Raw genomic sequence first — 13,711 nt, 5'->3', positions numbered from 1 at the left:
CATGGGGATCCATCCCACCGCCACCGTTCATCCAAGCGCCTTCGTGGAAGAAGGCGCCGAGATCGGGCCGGAGTGTTCGATCGGCCCCTTCTGCACCGTCGGCCCCGAGGTGCGCCTCGGGCGCGGCGTCGTGCTCAAGAGCCATGCCGTGGTGACGGGCGATACCGAGATCGGGGATGAGACCGTGATCTTCCCCTTCGCCACCATCGGCGAGATCCCGCAGGATCTGAAATTCGCCGGCGAGCACACGAAGCTGATCGTGGGCAAGCGCAACCGCATCCGCGAAGGCGTGACGATGAACACCGGCACCGAGGGCGGCGGCGGCATCACCCGCGTGGGCGATGACTGCCTGTTCATGACCGGCGCCCACGTGGGCCACGACGCGCAGGTGGGCAACCGCCTCGTGATGGCCAACCAGAGCGCGCTCGCCGGCCACTGCATCATCGAGGATGACGTGATCATCGGCGGACTGTCGGGCATCCACCAATGGGTGCGCATCGGGCAGGGCGCGATCATCGGCGCGGTCACGATGGTGACGAACGACGTGATCCCCTACGGGCTCGTGCAGGGGCCGCGCGGGGTGCTGGACGGGCTCAACCTCGTCGGGCTGAAGCGGCGCGGCGTGGCCCGGGCCGACATCACCGCGCTCAGGGCGGCCTTCCAGATGCTGGCGCAGGGCGAAGGCGCTTTCGCCGAACGCGCGCGCCGGCTGGGCGAGGAAACCGAGAGCGCCTACGTGCAGCAGATCGTCGATTTCATCCTTGGCGAGAGCGATCGCCACTTCCTGACGCCGGGCTGAGCCGTGGCGGGCCGTCTGGCGATCCTCGCGGGCAGCGGCGCTCTGCCGGGCCTCGTGCTCGCGGCCAATCCGGGCGCATTGGTTGTGACCTTCCGCGGCGTGGAAGCGGATGTCGCCGGGGTTGAGGCCAGCTTCGAGAAGCTCGGCGGGCTGTTTCGCCTGCTGCGCGCCGAGGGGGTGGAGCGTGTCTGCCTCGCCGGCGCCATGCAGCGCCCGGCCCTGAGCCCGATCCGCTTCGACACCAAGATGATCGCCCTCGCGCCGCGCCTGCTGAAGGCGATGAACGGCGGCGATGACTCGCTTCTCTCGCTCGTGGTCCGGATCTTCGAGGACGAAGGTTTCACCGTCGTCGGCGCCCATGAACTCGTGCCCGGCCTGACGCCGGAACGCGGGCTGCTGATCGGCGCGAAGCCGGGCAAGGCCGATCTGGCCGACGCGGCGCGGGCGGCGGCGATCCACGCGGCGCTGGCGCCGGTGGACGTGGGGCAGGGCTGCGTGGTGGCCGGCGGGCTGTGCCTCGGGATCGAAACAGTGCAGGGCACCGATGCGCTTCTGGAGTTCGTCGCCCGGACGCCCGAGCACCTGCGCCGCGGGGCGAAAGGCGTGTTCTACAAGGCGCCGAAGGCGGGGCAGGAGCTGCGGGTGGACATGCCCGGCATCGGCGTCGAAACCGTGCGCCGGGCCGCCGAGGCGGGGCTTGCGGGCATTTTCGTGCCGCCGGGGGGCGTGCTGCTGCTGGATCGCCCAGCCATAACCGCGGAGATCGCGGCGCGCGGCCTGTTCCTCGCCGCATGGGAGGGCGCATGAAGGTTTTCATCCTTGCGGGCGAGCCCTCCGGCGACAAGCTGGGCGGGGCGCTGATGGCCGGCCTCAAGGCGCTGGCGCCGGGCGTGGCCTTCGAGGGCATCGGCGGGCCGCAGATGCAGGCGCAGGGGCTTGAGAGCCTGTTTCCGATGGAGGAGCTTTCGGTGATGGGCCTCGTGGAGGTGCTGCCGAAATATCGCCATCTGAAGCGTCGCATCCGCGAAACCGCCGAGGCGGTCCTGGCCCAGAAACCCGACGTTCTGATCACAATCGACGCGCCCGATTTCTCGCTGCGCGTCGCCAAGCTGGTGAAGGCCGCGTCAGACATCCGCACCGTGCATTACGTCGCCCCCACAGTCTGGGCGTGGCGCGAGGGGCGCGCGGCGAAGATGGCGAGGGTGATCGATCAGGTGCTCGCGCTCTTTCCCTTCGAGCCGCCCTACATGGAGGCTGCCGGGATGGAGTGCGATTTCGTCGGCCACCCGGTGGTGGCGGAGCCGCAGGCCACGCAGCAGGAGGCGCAGGCTTTCCGCGACAGCCTCGGGATGCTGCCGGGCGCGCCGCTGATCCTCGTGCTGCCCGGCTCGCGCCGGGGCGAGGTGAGCCGCCTTGCCGACACTTTCGGCCAGGCGCTCGTCCCGGTGTTGGCGCAGCGCCAGAACGCCCGGATCGTGGTGCCGGCGGCCGGCCCGGTGGAGGATCTGGTGCGCGAGGTCACAAGCCGCTGGCCGGGCCGCGTGCAGGTGATCGCGGCGCAGGACACCGCGGCCAAGCGCGCCGCCTTCCGGGCCGCCGACGTGGCGCTGGCGGCTTCGGGGACGGTTTCGCTCGAACTGGCGGCGGCCGATACGCCCATGGTCATCGCCTACGACATGAACTGGCTTACCCGCCAGATCATCGCGCGGATGCTGAAGGTGGATACCGTCACGCTGGTGAACCTCGTGAGCGAGAGCCGCGCCGTGCCGGAATACCTTGGGGCGGATTGCGAGCCGGACCGGATCGCGGGCGCGCTGCTGGACGTGCTGGAAGATCCCGGCGCGCAGGGCGCCGCCATGGCGCTCACGATGGAGCGGCTGGGGCGCGGGCAGGAGGATCCGGGGCTGCGGGCGGCACGGGCGGTTCTGCGGGGGCTGGAAGGCCACCAGCGCAATATTTGATTTGAAACGCCGCCCCGGTTTGACGGGGGCGGCGCGGCACGGCAGTGCCCGTCTTGAAAGGGTTGAACGTGGAAGCGAGGGCCAGATCCTCGCCCGGCTGGGCGTGGCCTTACTTCTTCAACGGCACGCCGAACAGCTCCAGCCGGTGCCCCTTGAGCTTGTAGCCCAGCTTCTCGGCGATCTTTTCCTGCAGCGCTTCGATCTCCGGGTCCACGAACTCGATCACGTCGCCGGTGGTGATGTCGATCAGGTGGTCGTGGTGCTCGCGGTCGGCGGTTTCGTAGCGCGCGCGCCCGTCGCCGAACTCGTGCTTGTCGAGGATGCCCTTCTCCTCGAAGAGCTTCACCGTGCGGTAGACGGTGGCGAGCGAGATCTTCGGGTCCACGGCCGAGGCGCGGGCGTAGAGCTCCTCGGCGTCGGGGTGATCGTCGGCCTCCTGCAGGACGGCGGCGATGGTGCGGCGTTGATCGGTCAGGCGCAGCCCCTTGGCTTCGCAGCGCTCCAGGATGGTTTCGGTCATGAGTCTCTCGTCTCGCGGTGTGGCGCGCTTCCTAGAACAGCGCTTCCCCGAGGGCCAGCCTATTGTGCCGGGGCGCAGGAGAAAAGCCTCAGATCAACTCCGGCTCGCGCCCCACCTTCTGGGCCAGCTTCGCCACGGTGAGCCCCTGCACGATGATCGAGAACACGACGACGACGTAGGTGGCGGTGAGGATCAGCGGCTTCCACTCGCTCTCGGGCAGCGAGAGCGCCAGCGCAACCGAGATGCCGCCCTTCAGCCCGCCCCATGTCATGATCGGGATCACGCCGGGGGCGAAGCCGTGGAAGGGGCGCAGCAGCAGCACCGGCACGGCCACGGCGGCAAGCCGGGCCAGCAGCGCAAGGCCGATGGCGAAGACGGAGGCCAGCAGCGCATCCGCGGAGAAGGTGATCGCGAAGACCTCGAAGCCGATCATCAGGAACAGGACCGCGTTGAGGATCTCGTCCACCATCTCCCAGAAATGGTTGACGTATCTGCGGGTCTGCTCGCTCATGCCATGTTTCATGCCGGCGTCGCCGATGAACAGCCCGGCCACCACCGCCATGATCGGCGCGGAGACATGCAGCGCCACGGCCAACTCATAGCCGCCGAAGGCCAGCCCCAGCGTGAGGAGCACCTCAAGCGCATAGTCATCGATCCGACGCATCAGGCGGAAGACGAGCCAGCCCAGCACCGCGCCCAGAAGCGCGCCTCCGAGGGCCTCCTGCAGGAACAGCAGCGTGATGCCGGCTGCGTCCATCTCGTGGTGGCCCGGCGCGGGGAAGGCAAGGGCCGCGAGCACGAGAAAGACGACGTATCCCACGCCGTCGTTGAACAGCGATTCCCCCGCGATCTGGGTTTCCAGAGATTTCGGCAGGTTCGCCTCGCGCAGCACGCCCAGCACGGCGACGGGATCGGTGGGCGAGATCAGGGCGCCGAACACCAGCGCGATCAGCAGCGGCATCCCGGTGATCCAGGAGAAGCCGAAGCCCATGATCGCCGTGGAAAGCCCCACGCCCAGCGTCGCCATCAGCGCCACCACCGCCCATTCGCGCCGCAGATCCTGCACCTTCACATGCAGCGCGCCGGCAAACAGCAGCAACCCCAGCATCCCTTCCAGCAGCGCGTCGGAGAAATCGAGCCCCATCACCGTGGAGCGGATCACGTCGTCGATGGCGAAGGCCGGGTAGACCAGATCGATGCCGATGATGGCGAGCGAGGCCAGCAGCGCCACCACGAGGATGCCGATGGTGCCGGGCAGGCGCAGGAAGAGGTAGTTGATGGAGCCGAACAGGCCGGCGAGAACGATGATGAGCGATGTCAGTTGCAGGATGGTCATGGCGCGGGCCCCGGTGGGTATCGGAGCCAAACCCCTAGCATGGCGTCCAAAAACGGCCAAGCCCGCGCAGGGCGCGTCAGTCCGGGCGCAGGGCGACCTCGGCCCAGATCGGCAGGTGGTCGGAGGCCAGCTGCGCCAGCTCCCCTTTCTCCACCCCGGCGCGCAGCAGGTGGGCGGTGTCGTTGAGCGCGATCCTGTCGAGCCCGGCGACGGGGCGGCGGGCGTGGTAGCTCAGCCCCGGCGCATGGACATGGAACCGGCCGTTCAGCGGCTCCATGCCGCCATGCGCGCTCCATTCGTTGAAATCCCCGAGGATCGCCGTGGGCATCGGCGGCTGCCCCTCCAACGCTTCCGCGATCGCCTGCATCTGCAAGAGCCGATAGCGGCGCAGCAGCCCGAGGTGGGTGCCCACGACGCGCAGCGGGCCTTCCTCCGTCTCGACTTCGGCCATCACCGCGCCGCGCGGCTCCAGCCCGGGCAGCTCCAGCCGTTCGATCCGGGTTTCCCGCACCTGCGGGCCAAGAAGGATGGCGTTGCCGTGCCAGCCGAGGCTCACGTCGTTCTCCGCCAGAGGCACCGGGCGGAAATCGCTGTAGGCCGAGATCGTGGAGGCGGGCAGGGCGGCGGGGCGCGGGCCGAGGCGGTGATCGGCCTCCTGCAGCACCACGACATCCGCCCCCAGCCCGTTGATCACCTCGACGACGCGCCCCGGCGCGCGGCGGCGGTCGGTGCCGAGGCATTTGCGGATGTTGTAGCTCGCAAGCCGCATCGTCGTCACGTCCCGCAGAATGTGGCCCGCACCACTTCGTCTTCGGCCGGTGGCCGGGCGAGATCCTCCGCGCCGGGCTGTTCTTCCCAGGGATTGGCGAGCACGGCCACGAGGCGTTCGAAGGGGGCGGTGTCGCCGGCGAGGGCGGCGGTGATGGCCTGTTCGATCCGGTGGTTGCGCGGGATGTAGGCCGGGTTCGTGGCGCAGATCAGCGCGCGGGCCTGTTTTGGCGCGATGCCGCCCTGCGCAAGCCGCGCCTGCCAGCGGGCTTCCCAGGCATCGAAGCCGGCGGGATCGAGGAAGTGATCCCGCGCGCGTGCCGTGCCGAGGCTGCAGAAGGTATTGGTGAAGTCGGCCTGACCGGCGCTCATGGCGTGCAGCAGATCAACCACCAGCGCCTCGTCGCCCTCCTGCACCTCGGCGAGGCCGATCTTGCGGGCAAAGAGGGCAAGCCACTCGGCGCGGAAGGTCTCGCCGAAGCCCTGGAGCACGGCGCTGGCCTCGGCGACGGCGGTGTCGGAGTCGTTCCCCATCACCGGCACCAGCGCGCTGGCAAGCTGGGCGAGGTTCCACAGCAGGATGTCGGGCTGGTTCTGGTAGGCGTAGCGGCCGCCGCGATCGATCGAGGAATAGACGGTGGCCGGGTGGTAGGTGTCCATGAAGGCGCAAGGGCCGTAGTCGATGGTTTCGCCGGCGATCTGGGTGTTGTCGGTGTTCATCACGCCATGGATGAAGCCCACGCCCATCCATTGCGCCACCAGCCGCGCCTGCGCCGCACAGACCGCCTTCAGCAGCCCCAGCGCGCCCTCGGCCTCGGGGTAGTGGCGGGCGATGACGTAATCGGTGAGCAGCCGCAGGGCCTCGCCATCGTTGCGGGCGGCGAAATACTGGAAGGTGCCCACACGCACGTGGGAGGTGGCCACGCGGGTGAGCACGGCGCCGGGCAGGGGCGTTTCGCGGTAGACTTCTTCACCGGTGGTCACGGCGGCCAGCGCGCGGGTGGTGGGGATGCCGAGCGCGTGCATGGCCTCGCTCACGACGTATTCGCGCAGCACCGGCCCAAGCCAGGCGCGGCCATCGCCCCGGCGGCTGAACGGGGTGGGGCCGGAGCCCTTGAGTTGCAGGTCGTAGCGCCTGCCGTCCGCCCCGCGCAACTCGCCCAGAAGCAGCGCGCGCCCGTCGCCAAGCTGCGGGGAGAAGCCGCCGAACTGGTGCCCGGCGTAGGCCTGCGCCAGCGGCGCGGCGCCCTCGGGCACGGCGTTGCCCGCGAGAATGGCCACGCCTTCGGGGCTTTCCAGCGCGGCCGGATCCAGCCCGAGCTCCCGCGCCAGCGCGTGGTTCACTTTGATCAGCCCCGGCGCGCGCACGGCGGTCGGGCCGAGCCGCGCGTAGAAGCGCTCAGGGAGCTTTTCGTAGCTGTTGTCGAAGGCGAAACGGATGGTCATCAGTCAATCCCGGTCTGTAACCCGAAGTAACCTCTCCGGATGGGAATTTCCACCGTATGCGGCACTGCACCCGGCGAGGCGCGGGGCGCCGCCCGGCACTCAGCCCAGAACGCGGGTCATCAGGTGGTATTTTTCGCGGGATTCAAAGCCGAGGCGGCCATAGAGGCTGCGGGCGCGGGCGTTCTCGCGATCCACTTCGAGATGCAGCGCCTTCACCCCGTGCCCGGCCAGGGCGGGCAGGAGCGTGCGCAGCACTTCGCCGCCGAGGCCACGGCCGCGCAGCTTCTCGCGGATGAAGAATTCGTCCACGAAGCCGTCGATGCCGCCCAGTTCCACCGAGTAGCCGAAGCTGATGACGATGTAGCCCACGGGCGCGGTGCGGGGGCCGATCAGGTAGGCCACGCCGTGCGGCGTGCCCTCCAGCAGCGGCGCCAGTGCTGCGCGGCGGGCCTCCTCGCTTTGGGTGATCCCCTCGAATTCGTGGTAGCGGGCCACGAGCCCGGCGAGGCGGTCCAGGTCTTCGGGCTTGGCGAGGTGCAGCTTGGCGCTCATGGGGCGGTCTCCTTCGAGGCCCTTCATGGCGCAATCCGGCGCGGTATGCACGGGGAATGCGGGCAGGTCGCCATGATCGGCAGGATATTGTTCAGCCTGTTTCGCCAGAAACAGGCACGCGCCTGCCCTGGCCGTCACACCGGAGGTGTGCTTTCAGCACAACGGCAGGCGCGTTCGCGCCCGCCTGGTCAGGCGCTCATCGCCTATAGCCGCGCGAGGCGTTCCGTCAGCAGGGCAAAGAAGCCATCGGCATCCACATCGCCCATGAAGGTTGCGTTGGGCGCACGGTCCGTCACGCCCCACCAGTCGGCCACCGTCATGCCCAGCGTCAGCTCGGACTCCACCTCGATCTCCACGTTGACATGGCGCCCCGAGAACAGCTCGGGCCGGATCAGGTAGGCGGTGACGCAGGGATCATGCAGCGGCGCGCCCTCGGAGCCGTATTTCTCCCTGTCGAAGCGCTCGAAGAAATCCGTCATCTCGGCCACGGCGACGCCCACCGGCGTGCCGAGAGCACGGAAGGCATCGTTGCGCGGCTTGGTGACGAGCGCCTTGTGGGTCACGTCCAGCGGCATCACCACGATGGGCACGCCGGAGGCAAAGACGATCTTGGCCGCCTCCGGATCGACGTAGATGTTGAACTCGGCCGCCGGGGTGATGTTGCCCACCTCGAAGTATGCGCCCCCCATGAGCACGATTTCCTGAACCTTCTCAACAACATCCGGCGCCTGAACGAAGGCCTGCGCGATGTTGGTCAGGGGGCCGAGCGGGCAGAGCGTCACCGTGCCCGCCGGGTGCTTGCGCAGGGTCTCGATGATGAAATCCACCCCGTGCTGGGGCTGCAGCGGCATGGTGGGATCGGGCAGGGTGGGCCCATCGAGCCCGGTCTTGCCGTGGACGTGCTCCGCCGTCACCAGCGGGCGTTTCATCGGCGCATCGCAGCCGGCGAAGACCTTTGTCTCGGGCTTGCCGGCCAGTTCGCAGACGATGCGCGCGTTCTTCTGCGTGAGCGGCAGGGGCACGTTCCCGGCCACGGCGGTGATGCCGAGCACCTCGATCTCCTCCGGGCTGGCCAGCGCCAGAAGGATGGCGACGGCATCGTCCTGTCCTGGGTCCGTATCGATGATGATCTTGCGCGGGGCAGGCATGGGGAAGCTCCTGAACGGGTTGGAAAAGGCGGAGCGTGGCCGAGGCGGCGGGGAATGGCAAGAGGGGGAGGGGAATAGAAACTGCCGGTCTGAGTGTATTGGCTGAGTGGCAGGAATTAGCTGACAACATTTTTTCTGTTAACCTCACTCGATGCTTTGAACATCTGGCGAATAGCGATTAAGACTTTGGCCGAAATTCAAAAGAATATTGTCGGCTCGGTAACAAGCTGAGGTCGGTGAGATATTCGCAGGCCAAAGGAAAACTCAAAATATGGAACTGCTGTTCGTTGCCTTGGTTGTTGTAGGGTTTGCAATGCTCAACAGCCGAAATGTAAAGCGCACACAGAAAACGATTCCACTGAAAACCATGCCTCCGGACGAACAGGTTCACCCTGCTTCCAAGCCGGTTGCTCCTCCGAAGGTAGAAGCACAGCCCGAACCCTTTGACGAGCCAACATCAAAGCCTGCCCCCCCGGAAACGGTTTTGGTCGGTTCCGCGTGGGTGATCGATGGCGACACGATAAAAATTGGCTCGACCCAGATTCGGTTGTTCGGGGTCGACGCTCCCGAGTTGGATCACCCATATGGAAAAAAGGCAAAGTGGGCGCTCCACAGCCTTTGCAAGGGGCAAGAAGTCAGGGCAGAGGTGACCGACATCGACGAATATGGGCGCGTTGTTGCTCGCTGTTATCTTTCTGACGGGCGTGATTTGTCCGCGGAAATGGTTAGGCAGGGCTTGGCTCTGGATTGGCCCAAGTTCTCAGATGGCAAATACAGTGACTTGGAAGTGGAAGGGGTGAGGAAGAAACTGTTCCTCGCCGCCGCGCGCCAGAAAGGTCATATGGGTGTTTGGAAACGTTTCGAAGAAAATCAAAAGGCCGGGTCCTAAGCCGGAACTGCTAATGGTTTGCAAAGAGTCGGTCGCTTCGGCGGTACTTCGCGCCCCCAAAACGCAAAACGCCGCCCCGAGGGGCGGCGTTTCCTGTTTCTCTGACTTGTGCGATCAGCCGTCGAAATCGACCGTTTCGATCAGTTTCAGCGCGGCGGGGCGCAGCTTGGCGAGCTCCATCAGGTTCACCGGGTCGGCGGAGAATTCGCCCCAGCCCTTCACCAGCTCGACAGGCTCGGTGCCCGGTGCGATCGGGTATTCGTAGTTGGCCGCGCCGTAGATTTCCTGCGCTTTGGGCGAGGTCAGGAATTCCATGAATTTCAGCGCGTTCTCCTTGTTGGGGGCGGCTTTCGTCATCGCCACACCGGAGATGTTCACGTGGGTGCCGTGGCCTTCGAACTCGGGGAAGACGATGCGCACGCTGTCGGCCCATTCCTTCTGCTCGGGATCTTCCAACATCTTGCCCATGTAGTAGGTGTTGCCCACCGAGATGTCGCATTCGCCGGCCCAGATCGCCTTCACCTGGGCGCGGTCGTTGCCCTGCGGCTTGCGGGCGAGGTTGGCCTTCACGCCTTCCAGCCATGCCTTCGTGGCTTCTTCGCCGTGGTGATACAGGTGGGCCGCGGTGAGGGCGACGTTGTAGGCATTGGTGCCGGAGCGGATGCAGATGCGGCCCTTCCACTTCGGATCGGCCAGATCCTCGTAGGTGGTCACTTCACCGTCGGCCACGCGCTCCTTGGAGGCATAGACGATGCGGGCGCGGGTGGTGAGGCCGAACCAGTTGTTGTCCGGGTCGCGGTATTGCGCCGGCACGTTGGCCTCCAGCGTTTCGGAGGTCACCGGCTGGGTCAGCCCGGCTTCCACCACGCCGGCAAGGCGGGAGATGTCCACGGTCAGGACCACGTCGGCGGGGGAGCGGTCGCCTTCGGCCTGGAGCCGTTCGACCATGCCCTTTTCGAGGAAGGCCACGTTGACCTTGATGCCGGTTTCCTCGGTGAAGGCATCGGTGAGCGGCTTGATCAGTTCGGGCTGCCGGTAGGAATAGACATTGACTTCGTCAGCCAGGGCCGGGGCTGCCGTGGCGAAGGCGGCCATCGCGAGTGCGGTCGTGCGGAAGCGCATGAACATTGTAAGTCCTCTGAGTTTGAATTCCGGGGACTGTAAACCCGATAATTTTTATCAGGTCAATAGCTGATCAAATCACTTGGGATTTTTTTCCCGCTCCTCCAGCTTGGCTTCGTCCCAGAGCGCATCCATCTCTTCGAGCGTGGACTGGGCCGGGGTCTTGCCGCGTTCGGCCAGTTTTTCTTCAATCCTTTCAAAGCGTCGGGTGAATTTCGCATTGGCGGCGCGCAGCGCGGCCTCGGGATCCACCCCGAGGTGGCGGCCGAGGTTGGCCATCACGAAGAGCAGGTCGCCGAACTCTTCGGCCACTTTCTCCTGCGACAGCGTATCGCGCGCCTCCACCAGTTCGCGGCTTTCTTCCAGAAGCTTGTCGAGCACGTTGTCGGTGGCGGGCCAGTCAAAGCCCACCCGCGCGGCGCGCCATTGCAGCTTCAGCGCGCGCAGCAGGGCGGGCAGCCCGATGGCAACGCCGTCCAGCGTGCCTTTCTCGGCGCGCCGGGCGCGCTCCCTGGCCTTCTGGGCCTCCCAGTCGCGGGTCTGCTGCTCGGCGGATTTCTTGTTGCTCTCGTCGCCGAACACATGGGGGTGGCGCTGGACCATCTTGTCGGAGATGTTCTTCACCACCGCGTCGAAGGTGAAATGCCCGGCCTCCTCGGCCATCTGCGCGTGGTAGACCGTCTGGAACAGCAGATCGCCCAGCTCGCCCTCAAGCTCGCCCCAGGCCTCGCGCTCGATCGCATCGGCCACCTCGTAGGCTTCCTCGATGGTGTAGGGGGCGATGGTGGCGAAATCCTGTTCGATGTCCCAGGGGCAGCCGGTTTCGGGATCGCGCAGGCGGCGCATGATCTCGCGCAGGCGGGGCAGGCCGCCCTCCGGGTCAAAGACAAGTCTGTCGCTTTCGCTCTGGGGCATGGGGCTCTCCGCTGCTGATGGCTGGCCCCGGTTTAAGCAACGCCGCGCCCGAATGTGAAGCCCCGCCGGCACCCGGGGCTTGAGGCGCACCCGATGTCGCGGCAGGGTGGAGCTGCTGTGCGTGAGTTTGTGTGATGCGGTTTGTTCTGGCCCTTTTGATCCTTCTGATGCCCGTGCCTTCGCGCGCAGAGCCGCCGGAGCGCGCCTGCACGCAAGGCAAATGGGGCCATGTGGAATGCATCCGGGACGCGCATTTCACCTTCGATACCTGCCAGCTCATCGAGAGCGCCGCCGCCCGCCACGGGCTGGACGCGCATTTCTTCGCGCGGCTAATCTGGCAGGAGAGCCGGTTCGACCCCAACGCCGTGAGCCCGGCCAATGCGCTCGGCATCGCGCAGTTCATCCCGTCCACGGCGAAACTGCGCGGGCTTTCCGATCCGTTCAACCCGGCCGAGGCGTTGGAGCATTCCGCCGAGTATCTGGGGGAGTTGCAGCGCCGTTTCGGCAATCCGGGGCTGGCGGCGGTGGCCTACAACGGTGGCGAGAACCGGGCCGAGCGCTTCGTGGCGGGCCGGGCGGGGCTCGCGTCGGAAACCGCGGCCTACGTGCGCATCATCACGGCGCGGTCGGCCGAAACATGGCGCGATGCGCCGCCCGACGCGCCGGATTTCCGCCTCGACGGTGACACAGCCTTCGCGCCTGCCTGCCACGCGATGGCGCGCAAGCGGGCGCTTTCGCCGCCGCCGCGCCCGGTGCCGCGCCGCGAGCCTTTCGGCGTGCAACTGGCCTATGGCGTGACGCCCGAGGCCTCGCTGCGGCGCTTCCGGCAGAACACCCGGCGCTGCGCGGCGCAGGTGGCGGGAGAGGAGCCGGATTTCATCTTCGTGAAGAACCGCGTCTCGCCGGTGAAGGGCTACTACATGGCCCGCATCGGGCGCGGCTCGCTGCGCAGCGCCAGCACCTTCTGCAACAGCCTGCGCCGCGCCGGCTGCATCTGCGCGGTGTTCCGCAACTGAGATTGCTCTTGCGCCCGCCGCCAGCGGCTGTAGCACTTGAGGCAGCAGACAGGAGAGTGCCAATGCCCGTGATCAACCGCATCGCCGACTACGCCGAGGAGATGAAGGCCTGGCGCCATTGGCTGCACCGCAACCCGGAACTGGTGTTCGACTGCCACAAGACGGCCGCCTTCGTGGAGGAACGGCTGCGGGAGTTCGGCGTGGACGAGATCCATACCGGCATCGCCACATCGGGCGTCGTCGCCGTGATCCACGGGCAGGGCGAGGGCCCCGCGATCGGGCTGCGCGCCGACATGGACGCCCTGCCGATCGTCGAGGAAAGCGGCGTGGACTACGCCTCCGAAACCACGGGCCACATGCACGCCTGCGGCCATGACGGCCATACCACCATGCTGCTGGGCGCGGCGAAATACCTGGCCGAAACCCGCCGTTTCAAGGGGCGCGCGGTGCTGATCTTCCAGCCCGCCGAGGAAGCCGGCGGCGGGGCGGGCGTGATGGTGGAAGAGGGCGTGATGGAGCGTTTCGGGATCTCCCGCGTGTTCGCGCTGCACAACGCGCCCAACGTTCCGGTGGGCCATTTCCACGGCACGCCGGGGCCGATCATGGCGGCGGTGGACGAATTCGAGATCACCTTCCGCGGCCGGGGCGGCCATGCCGCCATGCCCGAGGATACGGTGGATCCGATCCCGGCGGTGGTGGCGCTGGCGCAGGCGCTGCCGACGGTGGTGAGCCGCAACATCTCCGCCATCGACGACGTGGTGCTCTCGGTCACCTCGATCCACGCCGGCAAGGCGCTCAACGTGGTGCCGGAAACCGCCTACATCGGCGGCACCGTGCGCTGCTTCAGCCCCGAGGTGCGCGATCTGGCCGAGGCCCGCATCCGCGCGCTGGCCGAAGGGCAGGCGGCAGCCTTCGGGGTTCGGGCCGAGATCCTCTATCACCGCGATTACCCGGCCACGATCAACGAACCCGCCGAGACGGATTTCGCCCTGAACGTGGCGCGCGAGGTCGTGGGGGAGGCCGCCGTGGTGGGGGATTCCCCCAAGCAGATGGGCTCGGAGGATTTCGCCTACATGCTGGAACGCAGGCCCGGGGCCTATCTCTTCCTCGGGCAGGGCGACGGTCCAGTGTGCCACCACCCGGCCTATGATTTCAACGACGAGATCAGCCCGATCGGCGCCAGCTTCTTCGCCCGGCTGGTGGAAACCGCGCAGCCGCTCTGACGCGGCATAGCCGGCG

The 13,711-nt window shown here is 67.2% G+C and carries 14 protein-coding genes; 6 read left to right on the top strand and 8 right to left on the bottom strand.

Going from position 1 to position 13,711, the window contains the following annotated elements; translation table 11 throughout:
• Position 1: 1 nt before the first annotated feature.
• From lpxA to lpxB, 3 genes are read left to right on the top strand one after another with little or no spacing between them, the layout of a single operon-like run.
• Positions 2-799: an acyl-ACP--UDP-N-acetylglucosamine O-acyltransferase gene (gene lpxA, locus PSA7680_RS07970; RefSeq protein ID WP_085868165.1), complete on the top strand. Its 798-nt coding sequence runs from the start codon at positions 2-4 to the stop codon at positions 797-799.
• 3 nt (positions 800-802) lie between these two features.
• Complete coding sequence (locus PSA7680_RS07965; RefSeq protein ID WP_085868163.1) at positions 803-1,606, top strand: LpxI family protein; 804 nt, start codon at positions 803-805, stop codon at positions 1,604-1,606.
• Positions 1,603-2,760: a lipid-A-disaccharide synthase gene (lpxB, locus tag PSA7680_RS07960; protein WP_085868242.1), complete on the top strand. Its 1,158-nt coding sequence runs from the start codon at positions 1,603-1,605 to the stop codon at positions 2,758-2,760. Before PSA7680_RS07965 ends, lpxB begins: the two co-directional genes overlap by 4 nt.
• A 109-nt stretch (positions 2,761-2,869) precedes the next feature.
• Here the strand turns inward: lpxB and PSA7680_RS07955 are convergent, their stop codons facing one another.
• The 6 genes from PSA7680_RS07955 to PSA7680_RS07930 form a co-directional block, all read right to left on the bottom strand.
• Positions 2,870-3,280, bottom strand: coding sequence for a Fur family transcriptional regulator (locus PSA7680_RS07955; RefSeq protein ID WP_085868161.1), 411 nt, complete (start codon positions 3,278-3,280; stop codon positions 2,870-2,872).
• Positions 3,281-3,368: 88 nt separating this feature from the next.
• Complete coding sequence (locus tag PSA7680_RS07950) at positions 3,369-4,616, bottom strand: cation:proton antiporter (protein ID WP_085868160.1); 1,248 nt, start codon at positions 4,614-4,616, stop codon at positions 3,369-3,371.
• Positions 4,617-4,692: 76 nt separating this feature from the next.
• A complete protein-coding gene (locus PSA7680_RS07945; RefSeq protein WP_085868159.1) occupies positions 4,693-5,385 on the bottom strand; it encodes an endonuclease/exonuclease/phosphatase family protein in 693 nt (230 codons plus the stop codon).
• 5 nt (positions 5,386-5,390) lie between these two features.
• Positions 5,391-6,830, bottom strand: coding sequence for a protein adenylyltransferase SelO (locus tag PSA7680_RS07940; RefSeq protein ID WP_085868157.1), 1,440 nt, complete (start codon positions 6,828-6,830; stop codon positions 5,391-5,393).
• Positions 6,831-6,929: 99 nt separating this feature from the next.
• Positions 6,930-7,382: a GNAT family N-acetyltransferase gene (locus PSA7680_RS07935; protein ID WP_085868155.1), complete on the bottom strand. Its 453-nt coding sequence runs from the start codon at positions 7,380-7,382 to the stop codon at positions 6,930-6,932.
• Between the two features lie 203 nt (positions 7,383-7,585).
• Entirely contained in the window at positions 7,586-8,530 is a 945-nt protein-coding gene (locus PSA7680_RS07930; protein ID WP_085868153.1) for a nucleoside hydrolase, read from the bottom strand.
• A 271-nt stretch (positions 8,531-8,801) separates the two neighbouring features.
• Here PSA7680_RS07930 and PSA7680_RS07925 point away from each other — a divergent pair, with 271 nt between their 5' ends.
• Entirely contained in the window at positions 8,802-9,419 is a 618-nt protein-coding gene (locus PSA7680_RS07925) for a thermonuclease family protein (protein WP_085868152.1), read from the top strand.
• Positions 9,420-9,533: 114 nt separating this feature from the next.
• Here the strand turns inward: PSA7680_RS07925 and PSA7680_RS07920 are convergent, their stop codons facing one another.
• Together PSA7680_RS07920 and mazG are read right to left on the bottom strand one after the other, a co-directional pair.
• A complete protein-coding gene (locus PSA7680_RS07920; RefSeq protein WP_370738540.1) occupies positions 9,534-10,547 on the bottom strand; it encodes a Fe(3+) ABC transporter substrate-binding protein in 1,014 nt (337 codons plus the stop codon).
• A 72-nt stretch (positions 10,548-10,619) separates the two neighbouring features.
• Entirely contained in the window at positions 10,620-11,456 is an 837-nt protein-coding gene (gene mazG / locus PSA7680_RS07915; protein WP_085868151.1) for a nucleoside triphosphate pyrophosphohydrolase, read from the bottom strand.
• Positions 11,457-11,590: 134 nt separating this feature from the next.
• On the opposite strand from mazG, the gene PSA7680_RS07910 reads away from it, so the two are divergent.
• On the top strand, positions 11,591-12,472 hold the full coding sequence (locus PSA7680_RS07910) for a lytic transglycosylase domain-containing protein (RefSeq protein WP_085868149.1): 882 nt from the start codon (positions 11,591-11,593) through the stop codon (positions 12,470-12,472).
• 62 nt (positions 12,473-12,534) lie between these two features.
• A complete protein-coding gene (locus PSA7680_RS07905) occupies positions 12,535-13,695 on the top strand; it encodes a M20 aminoacylase family protein (protein ID WP_085868147.1) in 1,161 nt (386 codons plus the stop codon).
• The last annotated feature ends 16 nt before the right edge of the window (positions 13,696-13,711 follow it).

The organism is Pseudoruegeria aquimaris (assembly GCF_900172235.1).
GTDB classification, from domain to species: Bacteria; Pseudomonadota; Alphaproteobacteria; order Rhodobacterales; family Rhodobacteraceae; genus Pseudoruegeria; species Pseudoruegeria aquimaris.
Note: the sequence above shows the minus strand (reverse complement) of the source record. Positions and strands in the feature narration are given on the sequence as shown.